The following is an 18,732-nucleotide window of genomic DNA, read 5'->3' on the forward strand; positions in this document are numbered from 1 at the left end:
AGGTTAATTAACACCTCAGACCAGTCAACCTGATTCGGCTTAATCACCCGCAATTTGGGTTGTCTGTCAGCTTTTTTTTACTTTATTCAGCGCCTTTAAAGCAAATAGACATTTACCCAATTGCAATACTGCTCTAAGCTATTGGGCTAATTGGTCTTACCAATTGTCCAATTTGCATGTTTTGCTTCCAAGCATGCGGTTTTAAAAGACAGGAGTGGTTACACGACATGCAGCATGTTCGTACAAAAAAATTGTCCGATGAAATAATGGAACAAATTGAATCCATGTTGATAGACGGCACTTTTCTTTCTGGACAAAAAATGCCCTCAGAGCGCGAATTAGCGCTCAAGTTTGCCGTGTCACGCCCCTCCGTTCGAGAAGCCATTCAAAAACTGGAAGCCAAAGGACTCGTTGAGCGCAAGCAAGGCGGCGGAACATTTGTAAAACGCCGGATGAATACCTTGGTCACTGACCCGTTGATGGCCCTACTAACGACCCGGCCAGAAACCCAATTTGATTTACTGGAATTTCGTCACGCACTCGAGGGAATGGCAGCTTATTACGCTGCTCTACGAGGACAGCAAAGTGATTACGATGCCCTGCAAGATGCACTGTCAAACTTACCCAGTGCCGCACAGCAAAGTGATCATAGTCGAGAAGCAGAAGCACTGGTTGAGTTTTATCTGACTATGGCTGTCGCAGCTCATAACGTAGTGTTATTACATGTAATGCGCAGCTTTCAGGCATTGCTCAAAGATAACATTCACCGTAACTTGGTTTTTTTATCTGCTTATCCAGATGCCCAGTGCATGATTAATTCGCAGCGTAAAAATATCGTACAAGCAATTATCAAACGCGATCCTGAACAGGCCCGTGAAGCGAGTAACGAACACCTTGCATACATAGAAAAAACCTTGTTAGACATCAATCGACAAGACATGCGTATGCAAAGAGCGTTGCGCAGAATAGAAGTAAAAGAGTAGTCGCTTTAAGTAAACAATGAATCGCTTTTCGGTTCCAGTTAGCGCGGTATGAGTACGACTGAAATGAAAAGTAAATTTAATAAACAACTTTAAATATAGGAGAGCACCATGGCTGATATGATGCATCCGGATGTGGATCCACAAGAAACGCAAGAATGGTTAGATTCCCTTGACGCAGTATTAGAAGAGGAAGGCATTGACCGTGCCCACTATTTGCTTGAAAGCTTAATAGAAAAAGCCCGTCGCAGTGGTGCTCACTTGCCCTATGACGCGACCACAGCTTATATCAATACGATCCCCGCAGGCCAAGAGCCAACCATGCCTGGCGATCAAACGATTGAAGCGAAAATCCGTAATGCCATCCGTTGGAATGCAATGATGATGGTGCTTCGCGGCTCTAAAAAAGATTTAGAGCTGGGCGGTCATATTTCAAGTTTTGCCTCATCAGCCATGCTGTATGACGTAGGTTTCAACCATTTTTTCCGTGCTCCTAACGAAAAAGACGGTGGTGATTTCCTCTTCGTTCAAGGCCATGTATCACCAGGTATTTATTCTCGCGCCTTCATCGAAGGACGTCTGAGCGAAGACCAACTTGATGGCTTCCGTCAAGAAGTTGATGGTAAAGGTATATCGTCTTACCCACACCCTAAATTGATGCCTGATTTTTGGCAATTCCCTACTGTATCAATGGGCTTAGGCCCGATGCAGGCCATTTATCTTGCTCGTTTCCTAAAATACCTCACTAGCCGTGGTTTGAAAGACTGTTCAGATCAGCGCGTTTGGTGCTTTATGGGAGATGGCGAAGTAGATGAGCCAGAAAGCTTAGGTGCTATCGGCCTTGCATCACGTGAAGGATTAGACAATTTAACGTTCGTTATCAACTGTAACTTGCAACGTTTAGACGGTCCGGTGCGTGGTAACGGCAAAATCATCCAAGAACTCGAAGGTACCTTCCGCGGCGCTGGCTGGGAAGTATTGAAAGTCATTTGGGGTCGCTACTGGGATCCACTATTGGCCCGGGACTCTTCAGGCAAATTACTTGACGTCATGAACGAAACCGTTGATGGCGAGTATCAGAATTACAAAGCAAAAGGTGGGGCTTACACCCGTGAGAACTTCTTCGGTAAGTATCCTGAGTTAAAAGAAATGGTGTCAAACATGTCAGATGATGACATTTGGCGCTTGAACCGTGGCGGTCACGATCCTGTTAAAGTATACGCGGCATACAAACGTGCAACGGAAACTAAAGGTCGTCCTCAGGTTATCCTAGCTAAAACTGTTAAAGGTTATGGTATGGGTGCAGCCGGCGAAGGTAAAAACATCGCTCACAACGTTAAGAAAATGGACGTTGAGTCAGTGCGTGAATATCGAGATCGTTTCAATATCCCTGTGGCAGATGAAGATGTGGCGAGCTTGCCTTACTTCAAGTTTGCTGAAGACAGCGAAGAAATGAAGTATTTGCGTGCCCGTCGTGACTCACTTCATGGCTATATGCCGGTACGTTTGGCAAAAAGCACTGAAGATCTGCCTGCGCCATCACTTAAAGCGTTTGAAGCCATTACCAAAGGCTCAGGGGATCGTGAAATATCGACTACCATGGCGTTTGTACGCGTATTGACGGTAATGCTTAAAGATAAAAAAGTCGGCTCTCGCGTTGTGCCTATCATTCCGGATGAAGCACGTACCTTTGGTATGGAAGGCTTATTTCGTCAAGTAGGTATTTACTCCAACGGCGGTCAAAAATACGTTCCTCAAGATAAAGACCAAGTGGCTTATTATCGTGAAGACGAAAAAGGTCAAGTACTGCAAGAAGGTATCAATGAGTTAGGTGCCATGGCGTCTTTCGTTGCTGCGGGTACATCATACTCGACTAACGATTTACCCATGATACCGGTATATATCTACTACTCCATGTTCGGTTTCCAACGTGTTGGTGACATGGCATGGGCAGCGGGTGATAGCCAAACTCGTGGTTTCTTAGTTGGTGGTACAGCGGGCAGAACCACGCTTAATGGCGAAGGTTTACAGCACCAAGACGGACACAGCCACATTCAAGCTGCTTTGATCCCTAACTGTGTGTCGTATGACCCAACCTACGGCTATGAAATTGCCGTGATCGTGCAAGACGGCATGCGTCGTATGTTCGAAGAACAAGAAAACGTGTTCTATTACCTTACCGTCATGAACGAAAACTACGTGCAGCCAGCATTGCCTGACAATGTGACTGAAGGGATCGTAAAAGGTATTTACAAACTTGAACATCAAGGCAATGCCAACAACAAGAAGAAAGTCAAACTTCTTGGCTCTGGTACCATTCTTGAACAAGTACGTGAAGCTGCTAAGATTTTGCATGAAAAATACTCAGTCGCTTCTGAAGTGTATAGCGTGACCTCTTTCAACGAGCTAGGCCGTGACGGTGTTGACTGCGAACACTTCAACTTGCTTAACCCTGAAAAAGACCAACGTGTACCTTATATCACTAAGGTTTTGAACGACGGTTTTGACGGCCCAACTATTGCCGCCACGGATTACATCAAAAGCTATGTAGACCAAGTACGTGCTTTTGTTCCTGGTCAATATAAAGTGTTAGGCACTGACGGTTTCGGACGTTCAGATAGCCGTGAAAATTTACGTCATCATTTCGAAGTAGATGCTAAATTTGTGGTGATTGCCGCACTTCGTGAGTTGGTTACTGCTGGCGATATCGACAAAAAAGTGTTGGTCGATGCAATTGCAGAGTTTGGCATTGACCAAAACAAAATTAACCCGCTTTACGCATAACCATTGAGGATTAAATCAAAATGTCAGATATGAAAGATGTATTGGTACCCGATGTTGGTGGCGACGAAGTAGAAGTCATTGAAGTCCTCGTCGCCGTTGGCGACGAGGTCGAGGCAGAAGCGTCACTTATCACGGTAGAAAGCGACAAGGCAAGCATGGATATTCCTGCTCCTTTCGCCGGTAAAATCAGCGATATCTCGGTTAAAGTTGGTGATAAAATCGGCCAAGACCAGCTCATTATGAAAATGTCTAGTGGCGCCAGTGCACCACAGGAAGAGAAAGCGCCTGAACCCGCTAAAGAAGAGAAAAAATCTTCACCCGCGGCGAAGCAAGACGCCCCTGCCTCCTCTTCAGCTGCTCAGGTCATTGAAGTGGCTGTGCCTGACATCGGTGGCGACACCGATGTTGAGGTTATCGAAGTCTTGGTTGCCGTGGGCGATAAGATTGAAGAAGAAACAGGTCTTGTTACCCTTGAGACTGATAAAGCGACGATGGATGTACCGTCACCTAAAGCTGGTGTGGTTAAAGAAATCAAGCTAAGTACAGGTGATAAAGTATCTGAGGGCACTTTGGTATTGTTATTAGAAGTAGCTGGTAGCGCATCAAGTGAAGCTGAGTCTGCGCCCCAAGCGCAATCAGCACCTGCTCAGCAAGAAAGCCAAGCTGAAAGTGCACCTGCAGAGCAAGAAGAACAAGCCTCTGGAGAGCCAGAAACAATTGAAGTAACGGTTCCCGATATCGGTGGTGACACGGATGTTGAAGTGATCGAAGTATTAGTGGCCGTAGGTGATAAAATCGAAGAAGAAACCGGTTTAATCACCCTTGAAACTGATAAAGCGACCATGGACGTACCCGCCCCTAAAGCCGGTGTCGTCAAAGAACTGAAAATCAATGTAGGTGATAAAGTATCAGAAGGTTCGATCGTGTTGCTGTTAGAAGTTGCTGGCAGTGCTCCTAAAGCCGCGCCTAAAGCGGCTCAGAAAACCTCTGAGCCAAAAGCTGCACAAACCGCCGCTCCACAGAACACACCTAAATCTGCACCTGTACCACATCATCCGTCAGCGGGTGAACGTGGTAAAGCAGGTAAAGTTCATGCTTCGCCCTCAGTACGCCGCGTTGCCCGTGAATTTGGTGTTGATTTAACCTTGGTTAAAGGCACTGGACCGAAAAACCGCGTGCTTAAAGAAGACGTTCAGTCTTTCGTTAAGTACGAGTTATCACGTCCGAAAATGACAGCCGGATCATCCGTAAGCAATGGCGGCGGCGGTTTACAAGTTCTAGCGCCACCTAAAGTAGATTTTAGCAAGTTTGGTGAAGTGGAAGAAATTCCATTAACACGCATCCAGAAAATCTCGGGTCCAAACTTACATCGTAACTGGGTCACGATTCCTCACGTTACCCAATTCGAAGAAGCTGACATCACCGATATGGAAGCCTTCCGCAAACAGCAGAATGCGGTGGCTGAGAAGAAAAAGCTTGGTTTTAAAATTACCCCATTGGTATTCATGATCAAAGCTGTGGCGGATGCGCTTAGAGCTTACCCTGTGTTCAATTCGTCATTATCTGCATCAGGTGAGAGCTTGATACAGAAGAAGTATTACCATGTGGGTATTGCGGTAGAAACACCTAATGGCTTAGTCGTTCCGGTTGTGCGTGATGTTGACCAGAAAGGTATTTATGAGCTATCAAAAGAATTGATGGAAATCAGCATAAAGGCCCGTGATGGCAAATTAAAAGGCACCGACATGCAAGGTAGTTGTTTCACTATATCTAGCCTTGGCGGAATTGGCGGCACTGCATTTACCCCTATTGTAAATGCCCCAGACGTCGCCATATTAGGTGTGTCCAAAAGTGAAATGAAGCCGAAATGGAACGGTAAAGACTTTGAACCAAGGCTAATGCTGCCTTTATCTCTGTCTTACGATCACCGAGTCATTGATGGCGCAGTTGCTGCACGATTTGCGGTTCACTTAAGTAAAGTCTTAGGTGATTTGCGTGAAATGTTACTGTAACGAACAGCTAGGCGATAATGGATAAAAAGTTATCGCCTTTTCTTTGCTAACCTGACTCTGGCTAGGTAGAATTTCGCCGAGTCTGGAAGAAAATCAATAGATTGAGGTCAAAATGAGTGAAATTAAAACTCAGTTGGTAGTGCTTGGTGCGGGCCCTGGTGGTTATTCCGCAGCTTTCCGTGCAGCCGACTTAGGTATCGAAACAGTAATAGTTGATGTAAATAGCAAGCTAGGTGGAGTTTGCTTGAACGTGGGTTGTATTCCTTCCAAGGCATTGCTTCACGTAGCAAAAGTCATTGAAGAGGCAAAATCATTGTCTGCTCATGGCGTCGACTTTGGCGAGCCAAAGTTTGATTTAGACAAAATTCGTGACTGGAAAGACAGCGTTGTTGATAAACTAACAAGCGGTCTGGCTGGCATGTCTAAAATGCGTAAAGTTAAACATGTTCAAGGCTATGGCAAATTCACTGGTAGCAATACCCTTGAAGTTGAAGGCGAAGACGGTAAAACCACTATCTCTTTTGATAACGCGATTATTGCCGCTGGTTCAGAGCCAGTTAGCTTGCCTTTCATCCCTCAAGATGATCCCCGTGTAATCGACTCAACTGGCGCGCTAGAGATGAAAGATATCCCTGGTAAAATGTTAGTATTGGGTGGCGGTATTATCGGTCTTGAAATGGGAACGGTATACAGTGCTCTAGGCACTAAAATTGACGTGGTTGAGTTCTTGGATCAATTGGTTCCAGCGGCTGACAAAGACATCGTTAAAGTTTACCAAAAAACCGTTAAAGACAAATTCAACATCATGCTTGAAACCAAAGTCACTGGGGTTGAAGCAAAAGATGACGGTTTGTATGTAACCTTTGAAGGTAAACAAGCCCCAGCAGAGCCGGTTAAATACGATAAAGTATTAGTGGCTGTGGGTCGTCGTCCTAACGGTAAGTTAGTTGATGCTGACAAGGCAGGCGTAACCGTTGATGAGCGTGGCTTTATCAATGTTGACAAGCAAATGCGCACCAACGTAAGCAATATTTTTGCTATCGGTGATTTGGTTGGTCAGCCCATGCTTGCGCATAAAGCGGTTCATGAAGGCCATGTTGCTGCCGAAGTTATCTCTGGTATGAAGCACTACTTCGATCCTAAATGCATTCCATCTGTTGCCTACACTGAGCCAGAAATGGCATGGGTTGGTTTGACCGAGAAAGAAGCCAAAGAACAGGGCGTTAGCTATGAAACAGCCAGCTTCCCTTGGGCTGCTTCTGGCCGCGCAATTGCGTCAGCTGCAACCAACGGTATGACTAAGCTAATTTTTGACAAAGACACTCACCGTGTAATAGGTGGTGCGATTGTGGGAACCAATGCTGGTGAAATGCTAGGTGAAATCGGTTTAGCGATTGAAATGGGCGCCGATGCAGAAGATATTGCATTAACTATTCATGCTCACCCTACATTGAATGAGTCTATCGGTTTAGCCGCAGAAATGTACGAAGGTAGCATTACGGATTTACCTAACCCAAAAGCGAAGAAGAAAAAGTAATTATTACTTAACAACTTCCACGCTGTATAAAAAAAAGGGTCTATCAGGCCCTTTTTTATTGCCCGCCCATCAGAAAATATTAGCTTTATCTCGGTAAAATACGTTGAAATGCCTAGATTGTCTGCTAAATCACCTAGGTTACAAATTTTCACACTTATTCACGCAAGGGTTTTGCACTTACCTTGAGTTGTCATTAGACTGCTGGCTGCCTAAACGACAGAATGAAAGTGAGTACACCTCCCTAACGGTACTTTAGGCATAAATGTGTATCATCGCTTCACAAGGAAAAATATGAAAAAGTTATCAATAGTGGCAATGAGTGTGTGCATTGCTTTAGGTCTAAGCGCCTGTAGCCCAGCGCCAGAGAAGACATCAGAAACCAAACAAGACATCACTAAAGTCGCGACTAAAAAAGCCCCAGAGCTCTCAGGTATCGATTTAACGGCTGTTGATGAAACAGTTCGTCCCCAAGACGATTTGTTCCGCCATGTAAATGGTAACTGGTTAGAAAGTACTGAAATTCCTGGCGACAAATCAACTTACGGTGTATTCAACGTTTTATACGATAACACCCAAGAAAACCTTAAGACCCTTATCCAAGAAGCCGCTGATACCGATGCGAAATCTGGCTCTAACACGCAAAAATTAGGCGACATGTACAACAGTTACATGAACGTTGAGCGTGCCAATGAGCTCGGGCTTTCTCCTTTACAAGCTGAGCTGGATAGCATCAAAAACATCAATGACATGAAACAAGTGTCAGCTAAGTTTGGTGAGCTGTATACCAAGGGTATTGGCGGGATTTTTAACTTTTACGTATCTCCTGATGCAAAAAATCCTGATGTGGTGGGTATGTATTTAGTACAAGGCGGCTTGACTCTACCGGATCGCGATTATTACAGCAAAGACGACGAAAAATTCGTCAAGTTTCGTCAAGCAACTCAGCAATATATGGCAGATCTATTAAGCACAGCGGGGGTCACTAATCCTGAGCAAGCCGCCAGTGATTTGATGGACTTGGAAAAAGACATAGCATCTAAACATATTTCACGTGTGGAAAGTCGAGACGCAGAAAAGAATTACAACAAACGCAGTGCTGAGCAAGTGTCCGCCCTTATGGGCAGTAGCTTTGATTGGCAGGCTTACGCCAAAGCGAGTGGTGTAGACGGTGCGAAAGATATCATAGTTCGCAACATGCCGTACTTTGAAGCAGTGGGTGAAATTTACGCCAATCATGACGTACAAGTATGGAAAAACTACCTTACATACAATCTCGTCGATGCGTACGCGTCACGTTTAAATGAAGAACTAGTTAACCTACATTTTGACTTTCACTCAAAAACACTCAATGGTATTCCGGAACAGCAGCCTCGCTGGAAGCGTGCAGTCGCAGCAACCAGCAGCGTATTAGGTGAAGTACTGGGTCAACAGTATGTTGAGCGTCACTTTACTCCTGAAGCGAAACAAAAAATGGACGAGCTGGTAAAGAACCTAACCAAAGCCTACGGCGAAAGCATTGACCAATTAGATTGGATGACGCCGGAAACCAAAAAAGCTGCTCGGGAAAAACTAGCACAATTCACCCCAAAAATCGGCTACCCAGATAAATGGCGCAGCTATGATGATTTAACAATTAAAGCAGATGATTTAGTGGGTAATTACATTCGCTACTTCGAGTTTGATCACGCAGTGGATGTAGCTAAAATTGGCAAGCCCGTTGATAAGGCCGATTGGGGCATGACACCGCAAACGATTAATGCCTACTACAGCCCAGTGCGCAACGAAATTGTTTTCCCAGCCGGTATTTTACAATCTCCGTTTTTCGATATGACCGCAGACGATGCCGTTAACTACGGCGCCATCGGTGCGGTTATCGGTCACGAGATTGGTCACGGCTTTGATGATCAAGGCTCTAAATACGATGGCAAAGGCAACTTGCGTAGTTGGTGGAGTGATGAAGACCGCAGCGCGTTTGATATTTTGGGCAAGAAACTGGTTGCTCAATTTGATGCTTTCGAACCTATCCCTGGTCAACATGTTAACGGTGAACTGACCCTAGGTGAGAATATTGGTGATTTGGCGGGCGTAACCATTGGCTATAAGGCTTATCACCTATCCCTTGGGAATGAGGAAGGTAAAGTCATTGACGGCCTAACAGGTAATCAACGTTTCTTTATGGGTTACGCTCAAGTCTGGCGTAGCAAAATGCGTGAAGATGCACTGCGCGCCCGTTTGCTTAGCGACCCCCACTCTCCTGGCGAATATCGCGTTAACGGTATAGTCGGCAACGTGGACGCTTTTTATCAAGCATTCGACGTGAAAGAAGGCGACAAGATGTATTTGAAGCCGGAAGATCGCGTTAAAATCTGGTAATACCGACGATTGTTAGAAGCCACTAAATAACGCCACGAAAGCCAACTGAGATCGATCATCTTAGTTGGCTTTTTTTTACCCACGGGCAAATCAGAGGCAAATAGCCCTTAATCGTTAGCAGTACCATTTTCGCTCGGCTCGACGTAAACTTTGAGCAGTTGACCAATTGAGGTTTCCCCGTGCAGCAACTCGAAATATTCCACATAGAAAGCCCTTGTATTGGTGTATGCCAATCGGGTTATCGCGGATATTGTTTAGGCTGCTATCGCTCAAGAGAAGAGCGATTACATTGGGTGAATCTAGATGATCAGGTTAAAAGCAAAATTGTCAAAGCCTGCGCACTGCGAAAAAAACGGGCATTCGCGCGCAAACGCAGCCAGGAATCAAGCATAACAATCGGACCCATCCAAGGTGATTTACTGGATTAGCGCCATTAGCGGACCTGCTTTAGCCCGTCGTATTTACGATTCAAGTCACTTGCCGACAAGGCGAGTTCGGCAATATCATCGATAATTACTGGCCATAATTGAAATGGCAGGGTATGACCCATCCCGCTATGGATACCTAGTTTCGCACCGGGAATGGCATTAGCAGTAGCATACGCATTACTGACAGGCAGCATAGGATCTGCATCACCGTGTATTACCAAAGTAGGTAACATGAGCTGACTTAAGGCCAATGTTCGGTCTTTTGCAGCCAAGATAGCAGCAAACTGACGCAGCACACCTTGGGGGTTAAGCCCTCTATCGAACGCTTGATTCATTAATTTCGACGTCTGCAAAAAGTCGAAGCTATAAAAGTGCCCATGCAAGGTACGCCAAAAATCGATTCCTCTAGCAATACACGTATCTCTTTCCTTTGGCATAGGCTTGAGAAGTTTGCGCAAAACTTCAGTTGTGGGTTTGTGCAGATTTTTATTTCCGTTACTGGACATAATAGACGTTAAACTCAAAACTTTTTGCGGGTGATGAATAGCCAACATCTGCGCTATCATGCCCCCCATAGACGCGCCAACAATATGTGCCTTTGGCACATTTAAACGCGCCATTAAGTTAACAACATCATCTGCCATATCAAGCAATGTGTAGGGGATAGGTACGTGAGCACCAAACAATCCACTAGCAGCAAGTTGCAGTAAACTTGGGGTAAGCTTATCGGCGATAGATGTGCTTTCACCAGCGTCTCTATTGTCAAACCGAATCACCCAGAACCCGCGTTCTGCAAGTAACTGACAAAACCCGTCTTCCCAAAAGATACGTTGAGCACCTAAGCCCATTATCAGGAATAGCGGGACGTTGGTTCGTGCACCAAAGGTATCGTATGCTAAACGAATCAAAGTAGTCGGGCTATGACGCGCATCTGGCAAAGTATGCAACATGAAAAATAATCACCTAGTTAAACATTCGTCAGTTATGGCTAATAAGAACAGCCTTAGTTCCCGTGAATGAGCATTATGTTCCAGCGGTTTAAAATAGTGCAGTTTAAGCTATTTTTAACTGCCATATTGCGTTTGGACAACAAGATATTGGAGGTAGTCGAACGTCGCAATAATAGTCCTTGGGAAGTTTATTTGAATACCGTACGATGAACTACGGTAGATCGCGTCCAAATAGCCGAAAGTATGCGTTTTGAGGCGGGTTTAGAGATGCATTTAACAATTCAGTTAGCTATACTGCGCTGCATTGCCTTTTATCTACCCATCATGTTTCGAAGAATAATGCTCAGATACCTAATTTTGCTGGCTCTGTGTTTCCCCTGCCATGCACAAATAAACATTATGCGTTCTCTCTATATGTCTGACAGCACGGGGGCGCTTCCCGATTCAGGTAGCAACATTTCAGCTACAGGTGAGTTGGGTTACCTGTATAACAAAGGTAACACCAATTCATCTAGCATTAACGCAAAGTTTAATATCAGCCACGAACTTGAAAAATGGAGTTATCAGGCGATTGCGAATACCCGTTACAAAACCTCAAAAGAAGCGGATGACGGCCAAGCGCAGAATGTGACTACCGCCCAGAAGAATTTCATTTCAACCCAGATTGATTTCAAGCTTGCTTCCCCCGACGAACGTATATTTATATACGCCGAATATGAAAACGACCGCTTCGATATCTATGATTATCAAACTCTAGTTGCCAGCGGTTGGAGCGAACGCCTATGGCGAGACGAATTCAGTGAGTTTAAATATAGCGTGGGGCCGGGTTATGCCCTCGCAGAAGCAAGCGATGATGAACAGAATGACGACCTTCAAGGGGTGATCTTAAGAGCGGCACTTGAATACACATTGGAAATTTCAAAATCCGCCCAGTTTCGCCAGTTTATCAGTACAGAATCGGATCCTGAATATACAAAAACCAAATCGGAAACATCTCTGTCTACCAAGATATTTGGCTCACTGGCCATGAAGCTGTCATTTATTATGGAACACAATAGCAACGCGGAAATTAGCCAAGAGAGCTTAGATACGGAAACTGCCGTCACCCTCGTTTACCAATTTTTTTAATTCGCCATTGCCTTAACAAAATTAATATTTAACTTTCAAATCAAGGATATTTTATGAAAAAAACGCTCGTTGTCGCCGGAATTCTGTTAACCGGAAATGCTTTTGCTCAAGAAGAAGTCAAACCATTCACAATGGATGGTGAATTTGGCTTTATCGCGACGTCAGGCAACACTGAGACCACGTCCATCAAAGCTAAGCTTGCGGCCCACCATGAACTGGAACAATGGAGTAACGATTTCTTGATAGAAGGCCTATATAAAAAAGACGATGTGACCCTAGCTGACGGCAGCAGCGAGTCACAAACTACGGCACAAAAGTATTTCTTATCTGGTCAAGGTAATTACAAGCTAGCCAACCCTGATCATCGTTTGTTCGCCTTCGCGTCATATGAAGATGACCGTTTCAGTAGCTTTAACTATCAATCAACCGTTGCGGCGGGTTGGAGCCAAAAGTTGTGGGACAATGAAACCACCAAATTTGAATACAGTGTAGGTCCAGGTTATTCATTTGCTGAAACCGCCGAAGGTGAAGATGCAGACAGCTTCATTGTTCGTGGCGCACTAGGCTTCAATTGGAAAATATCTGATACGGCAACATTCAAGCAGATAATGAGTACTGAGGTGGGTGAAGACAATACTAAATCTAAATCAGAAACGTCCTTGTCAGCTAAAATAAACAGCTCTTTGTCCATGAAGCTTTCTTTGACCTTCGATCACAACTCGAACGTGACAGAGGATACAGAAAAACTTGATACCCAGACAGCTGCCACCATAGTTTATACGTTCTTCTAAACGACCAGCGATAAAAAAACGTTCAAAAAAAACGGCAACTTAGGTTGCCGTTTTTGTACCTATTACATTGAATAGAATACTCAACGCCACCTAAACTGCACTACCGCTAATGTTTGCTGCTGATCTTGTTGCGGGGATTCACCTAAGGTCGAACGAATATCGGCTTGGTTACGATTAACATGTTGTTCTAATCCGAGCTGCCAATTGGCATTGATAGTATAGCGCCACGCGAGCGTTACCCCCCTGCCATTGGAGTTGTTCATATCCATAGGGAATATATCGTCCTCGCGTACTTTGAAGTCATCATACCGTAGGCTTATTCGGTGTGCTGCGAACTTATGGCTATACATTAGATACCAGGCGTCAAAGTTAATATAAACAAAGCGTTGCCCCATGGCGCTGCTGCCTGTTAACCACTGAGCAATCAGCCTAGCATCCGATGTGAAATCATGGGAGAACGCCAATGAATGAAATTTTGTCCGCCATGCATATAAACGCTGATGATTCACCACATTTGGATCTGCTTGATTATCATAAAAGTAATAACGCAGCTGAGTACGTTGATAATAACTAAGGTGCGTTCCCAGATAAAAGCCGATGCGGCCGTCTAGTTCATGGAACGGTTCAACATAGGAAGGGTGAAAAATACCGTTGGGATCATTTACCGAGGGATAGTCAGCGAAGTTCACCCTGTCGTTGTGTAGACTTTGCCGGTCGTGCATAGCGAACCCACGCCAACTAAGCACTGTGCCTAAGGTGTCATTACCTTTAAATAAACCGCCTGTTACCTCCCAGGATAATGGACTACGCCTGCTTCGTCCGGCACTATATAACGATGCCTCAACACCTGCGACGCGCAGCTCCTCGCCAATCCAACTGTTAATAGCAGATTGCGTATAAGTGTAAGGAGATAACCAACCGATATCGACATTTTCTAATGACATGCGAGGATAAAAGAACCCGCCTCTGGCTTTAAAACGCGTATGACTATTGGAAAGCGGTTTGTAGCGGATAACAGCCTGCGTTACACCCAGATGTTGCTCACCCTGTTGATATACATTTGCAACAACGTTATAAGACACGCTAGAGGCAAGTTTTCCTTGCACGTTCAGCAAGCTTTGCTGCAAGTTCAAACTGTCATTTTGATAGGCAAGGATCCCCGTGCCCCGTTCCAACCAAGGTGTTAAGTCGTCGGCTTTAACAAGATTCACTTGAACCAGTCCGCTAACTTGTTGCGCATTCAGCGCGGATTGCCCCATCAATAACGCTAAAAATCCTAATGTTATTCGGCTAAATAACACCTTGCTCATGAAGCTAAGCCATTCCGGGAAAAGTTCTCATACCAAAGCGTTAATGCCTCAGCGGGCAGCGCTTTTGTCAAATAGTAGCCCTGGGCTTTGGTACAACCGACTTCACGCAGAAACTCCAGGGTCGCTAAGTCCTCTACTCCTTCAGCAACCGTCGTTAAGCCTAAATTTTGCGCTAAGCTCACTAAGGTTTTAACCATCACCCTGTCTTCTTGATTTTGTGCTAAGTCAAGTACAAATGCTTTATCAATTTTGAGTTCATCGACGGGCATTTTTTTTAACTGGGCCATGGACGAATATCCCGTTCCAAAATCATCAATAGACAAGCTAATACCCATGGTCCTTAAGGTATTTAATGCCTTAAGAGCATTTTTTGCATCACTCATCACTGCGCTTTCAGTGACTTCCATGGTTAACGCACTGGCGGGAATATCAAACTCACGGAGTAACTCAGCAATACTTGACGGCAGTGACATATCAACTAAATCAATGGCCGAAATATTGACGGCAACGCCAAAATGATAACCATCATTACGCCAATTTTTCAGCTGCTGGCAAGCGGTTCTTAACGCCCATTGCGTCACATGACGAATTGCCCATGTTTGCTCAGCTAAGGGAATAAAATCATCTGGCGGGACAAAGCCATGCACTGGGTGATACCAGCGAATAAGGCATTCGAGGGTTTCGATTTCTCCCTTGTCAATGGACAACTTTGGCTGATAATGCAATTCAAGTTGTCCTTCAGCCAATGCGCCTTTGAGCTCTGACATCAAGCTTAGCCGTACCACTGAATGTTTATTTAACGCTTTGCTGTAGAGTGCAAAGTGATTGTGCTGATCTTTACAGCTATACATGGCGATGTCCGCACACTGCATTAAACCCTGCAAAGATTGAGCATGTTGGGGATAAAGCGCAATACCAATGGAACAATCGACATCCAACACCACATTCTCAATTTTAAATGCTTGCTCAAACACTTGGCTTAGCTGGTAAGCGGCATCTTCAGGACTTAAATCTGGTGTTTGATGACACACCAGTGCGTATTCATCCCCACCGAGTCGTGCGCAAAAACCGCTGTTGTGAGCGTAATTATGCAAACGCCTAGCAATTGCAATTAACAATTCATCACCTAGATCATGGCCCAAGGTATCGTTTATGTCTTTGAACCTGTCTACATCGAACATTAACACCATTAACTGACAATCAGGTTTCTGACTGATCATGTCACTGATGTGGTTAGAAAATTGGATCCTATTGGGTATATTCGTTAGCTCATCAAAGTAAGCTAAATGATGGATCTGCTCTTCTCTGTCTTTAATACCCTGTTGCATTTCCCCAAACGCACTAGACAGGCTTTCTACTTCTAAAGTGTTAGCACTAGGAAAAGTCTCTACATACTCGCCAGCACGCATTCTGCGGGCGGCACCAATCAGTTGATGCAGGGGTTTGGTTACTTCTCTGGACAATAACGTTGCGCCAATTAAAGCCAGTGCCGCCGCCGCTAATAAAATGAAGACTAATTGTCCGATTAAACTTTGGCTCGAGAGAAACGCGTCATCTTCATCAGTTGATAAAATCGCGAAAACAGCAGTATTGTTCCAGGCTCCCATTTCTACTGCGCTGTATATAATATTGGCCGATGACAGTGATAGTCGATGTAATCCCTGAGCGAGCGCTATTTTACTCAACATGGCGTTATCGCTAAATGGTGTGCCTTGAGTCGCCCCCAGTAATAACCCTTTATCTACACTAATAAGCGAGATTTGCATATTTGTCAGATCAACTAAGTGTTGAGAAAATAAATTTTTGGCTTTGACGCCCATGACAACCCAAGCATTTATTTGCGTAGAGTTTTCCACAAAACGCACGGCTGTCGCGCGCATAAGATAGTACTGCCCTTGGTATTCATACCAATGGAGCTCAGGAGTGGAAAAGAGTGGCGCATTTATGCTGCTATGTGAGGCGTCGGACGAACTGACCAAAAGCGAAAGATCCGGGCCTAAGACCCAATAAATATCAGCGCCCAAACGACTTTGGTAGTTCATCATCGCTGACTGTAACGAATGTTGATCATCTTCCGCGGTGGCAATCAGCTGCTTAATACTAAAGTCTTTCGCTAACGTGTTCATGCCATTATCTAAAGCATTAGCGCGGTTTTGCAAGTTATCCCGCACGACACTCGCCGATGTTTGTATGTGACTGAGTAATTGAGCACTTGAATGTTTATACGTTGCGCGCTGCACAAAATACAAGGTGACGAGCACGATGATGGTCAGTAACAAAAGGAAAATAAAAGACATTCGCATTTGTAAGGATGTCTTCAAAAACGTTTTACCGTTACTCATAATCACCGAATTCATTATCACTGTTTTCATAGGCATTTACGTCTGGAAGCAAAGCCGATGGCACTGTCATTGTTACCTGCTTATCACCTTGAATAGACACCTTAAGGTAAAATGACTCCGGCTTATCACTAATACGCGAGTGCCACGCATTTAGTGCGTATTCGCCATCGGGTAATGTCACACTGGCCTTACCTAATGCATCCGTTTGAGAAAAGTATGGGGTATCCACAACATAAATATAACCAAGCATCCAATCATGCACATTGCAGCCGAGTTCAACCACCCCGGCCTTCTCAAACATCAGCGGGTTAGCTCGCAACCCTTTATATAACTCAAGTTCAAATACTTTGGCCGCTGAAAACGAGTAAACATGATGTTGAATTGAATCAGAATTAGGGAAGCTAACCTGTGTATTGCGTTGTACTGCAAGGATATGCGGATGGAACTGAGTATTGACCTGATCCATAATGGAAATGCTATCGGCAGAAGCAAGTGGAGACTGCCCATTAGGTATTAAATAAACAACAACGTTAGGCAAGGCATTTTGTTGTTTATCCACAACCGTGACCTCTATGTTACCGGCATAACTCATAGAACTCATTATGCTCAGCAATATACTTAGGTTGATTTTACTCACTAACACCTCAATTTTTTAACAAATACTAACCGACTTTTAATCAATCTGTAAAAAATGTTTGTATGACGATATTGCTGCCTGCCGTGACAACAAGATTACACTAAAAACCACTCAACCTTTGTTCATCACCTTAGGCTTCCCCAGTTAAACTGGCGAGAACCCGCTTTGCCTCATCTGATTGCGGCGGATGTCCGTACTCAATAATTTCTTCCAACAGCTCAGTGGCTGATTCCGTTTCGCCTATTTCAATATAGGCATGCGCTAAATCAAGCTTAGCGCCAAAACCATCATCACTATCCACATCCACGTGATCCACATCACCTTGTGCACCAGAAAACTCGCCCATCACAGAGTCCAGATCTAAGGCTTTTTCGGGCAATGGGTCAGCAGTGAGACTATCATTAAGCAAATCATCAACATCTAAGAAGTCACTATCTTGTTCGTCAGTATCATCCAGATCACTCTCTTGCAATAAGGTGGCGATATCCACTGCACCATCAATGTCTTTCCCTGCTTGCTTATTCGCTGATTGACCAGCCTCAGCACTTAAATTTTGTGCTAAATCGTCGTCTAGATCATCATCCAAACTTTGCAACATGTCATCAAAAGAAGCCGACGCTAGGTCTTCAAAGACCTCTTTATCATCGTCGTCAACATCGTTTAGCCAATCCCCAAGCTCTGGAAAGTCATCTAACTCCTCGTTTTTTGGCGCGGCGGAAGACGTAGGTGATTGACCATCATTCGTTTTTTCATCGTCTAAAACAAAATTTTGTAACGCATTTTCCAATTCGTCGTCGTCAAAATCAGCCAACGCATTAATATCTGCTAAATCAAGCTCGCTTTTTGCCGATTCGTCCTTCGCATCCTCAAACTCTGGTGGGATATCAGCCTGATCCGTCGGTTCATTGTCAAACTCGGCTAATGCCTGCTCTAGCGCATCATCCGTTATCTGAGAATTGTCCTGTGAAATAAACTCAAGATCATCATCTTCTATGTCGAACTCAGAAGCGCCAGCGTCATCCTCAACTTCAGGCTCTGAGGCTAAATTATCCTTAGCGTCTACTGCTGATGAGTCTGCACCTTGCTCATCAATTACATGCGTGTCCTGCCCAGACGTTGCGCTATCGTCCTCACCCGTAAGCTCTGAGGCTAGGCTCTCGTTAGCCTCTTCAGTTGAAGTGTCGCTTTCTTGTTCATCTATGACTGGCGTATCATGCTCAGACGTTGCGGCTTCTTCCTCACCCGCAAGCTCTGCAGCTAGGCTATCGTTAGCCTCTTCAGTTGAAATGTCGTCTTCTGGCTCATCAGTGGCAGACGAGTCTTGCTCAAAGGCCGCTGTTTCATCTTCATCTGCAGGCTCCGACGGCAAATTCTCACTATCGCCGAGCGCTGAAATGTCATCTTCTTGCTCATCGGTTTCTGACGTGCCTTGCTTAGAGGTCGCAGTTTCATCTTCACCC

Annotated in this window: 13 protein-coding genes; 8 read left to right on the forward strand and 5 right to left on the reverse strand. The window is 44.8% G+C overall.

What is annotated here, in order from left to right; genetic code table 11:
• The first annotated feature begins 227 nt into the window (after window positions 1-227).
• The 6 genes from pdhR (at window position 228) to GPLA_RS23310 (ending at window position 10,114) form a co-directional block, all read left to right on the forward strand.
• Window positions 228-983 (forward strand): pyruvate dehydrogenase complex transcriptional repressor PdhR, encoded by a 756-nt coding sequence (gene pdhR, locus GPLA_RS18725; RefSeq protein ID WP_007106561.1) that lies wholly within the window; start codon window positions 228-230, stop codon window positions 981-983.
• Window positions 984-1,091: 108 nt separating this feature from the next.
• Window positions 1,092-3,764, forward strand: a complete 2,673-nt coding sequence (gene aceE, locus GPLA_RS18730; RefSeq protein ID WP_007106562.1) for a pyruvate dehydrogenase (acetyl-transferring), homodimeric type — start codon at window positions 1,092-1,094, stop codon at window positions 3,762-3,764.
• Between the two features lie 20 nt (window positions 3,765-3,784).
• Window positions 3,785-5,776: a dihydrolipoyllysine-residue acetyltransferase gene (gene aceF, locus GPLA_RS18735; RefSeq protein ID WP_007106563.1), complete on the forward strand. Its 1,992-nt coding sequence runs from the start codon at window positions 3,785-3,787 to the stop codon at window positions 5,774-5,776.
• Window positions 5,777-5,888: 112 nt separating this feature from the next.
• Window positions 5,889-7,313: a dihydrolipoyl dehydrogenase gene (gene lpdA, locus GPLA_RS18740; RefSeq protein ID WP_007106564.1), complete on the forward strand. Its 1,425-nt coding sequence runs from the start codon at window positions 5,889-5,891 to the stop codon at window positions 7,311-7,313.
• A 291-nt stretch (window positions 7,314-7,604) separates the two neighbouring features.
• Window positions 7,605-9,686, forward strand: coding sequence for a M13 family metallopeptidase (locus tag GPLA_RS18745; protein WP_007106565.1), 2,082 nt, complete (start codon window positions 7,605-7,607; stop codon window positions 9,684-9,686).
• A gap of 179 nt (window positions 9,687-9,865) precedes the next feature.
• Window positions 9,866-10,114 (forward strand): DUF1289 domain-containing protein, encoded by a 249-nt coding sequence (locus GPLA_RS23310; RefSeq protein WP_007106566.1) that lies wholly within the window; start codon window positions 9,866-9,868, stop codon window positions 10,112-10,114.
• A 5-nt stretch (window positions 10,115-10,119) separates the two neighbouring features.
• On the opposite strand, the gene GPLA_RS18750 is transcribed toward GPLA_RS23310, so the two are convergent.
• Window positions 10,120-11,064 carry an alpha/beta fold hydrolase gene (locus GPLA_RS18750; RefSeq protein WP_007106567.1) on the reverse strand — a complete coding sequence of 315 codons (945 nt, stop codon included), beginning with the start codon at window positions 11,062-11,064 and terminating at the stop codon, window positions 10,120-10,122.
• A 414-nt stretch (window positions 11,065-11,478) separates the two neighbouring features.
• Between GPLA_RS18750 and GPLA_RS18755 the strand changes: the two genes are divergently transcribed.
• Together GPLA_RS18755 and GPLA_RS18760 are read left to right on the forward strand one after the other, a co-directional pair.
• Entirely contained in the window at window positions 11,479-12,192 is a 714-nt protein-coding gene (locus GPLA_RS18755) for a DUF481 domain-containing protein (protein WP_040515377.1), read from the forward strand.
• A 53-nt stretch (window positions 12,193-12,245) separates the two neighbouring features.
• On the forward strand, window positions 12,246-12,983 hold the full coding sequence (locus GPLA_RS18760) for a DUF481 domain-containing protein (RefSeq protein ID WP_007106569.1): 738 nt from the start codon (window positions 12,246-12,248) through the stop codon (window positions 12,981-12,983).
• 80 nt (window positions 12,984-13,063) lie between these two features.
• Here GPLA_RS18760 and GPLA_RS18765 read toward each other — a convergent pair whose 3' ends face one another.
• The 4 genes from GPLA_RS18765 to GPLA_RS18780 form a co-directional block, all read right to left on the reverse strand.
• A complete protein-coding gene (locus GPLA_RS18765; RefSeq protein ID WP_407636158.1) occupies window positions 13,064-14,242 on the reverse strand; it encodes a hypothetical protein in 1,179 nt (392 codons plus the stop codon).
• Window positions 14,243-14,289: 47 nt separating this feature from the next.
• Entirely contained in the window at window positions 14,290-16,665 is a 2,376-nt protein-coding gene (locus GPLA_RS18770) for a putative bifunctional diguanylate cyclase/phosphodiesterase (protein WP_226993158.1), read from the reverse strand.
• The gene (locus tag GPLA_RS18775; protein WP_226993159.1) at window positions 16,628-17,236 is read right to left on the reverse strand and encodes a methylamine utilization protein; all 609 of its coding nucleotides are present in this window, start codon (window positions 17,234-17,236) and stop codon (window positions 16,628-16,630) included. Before GPLA_RS18775 ends, GPLA_RS18770 begins: the two co-directional genes overlap by 38 nt.
• Before the next feature lie 166 nt (window positions 17,237-17,402).
• On the reverse strand, window positions 17,403-18,732 hold a 1,330-nt coding region (locus GPLA_RS18780; protein ID WP_304621378.1), incomplete at its 5' end, for a FimV/HubP family polar landmark protein.

This window comes from Paraglaciecola polaris LMG 21857 (assembly GCF_000315055.1).
GTDB classification, from domain to species: Bacteria; Pseudomonadota; Gammaproteobacteria; order Enterobacterales; family Alteromonadaceae; genus Paraglaciecola; species Paraglaciecola polaris.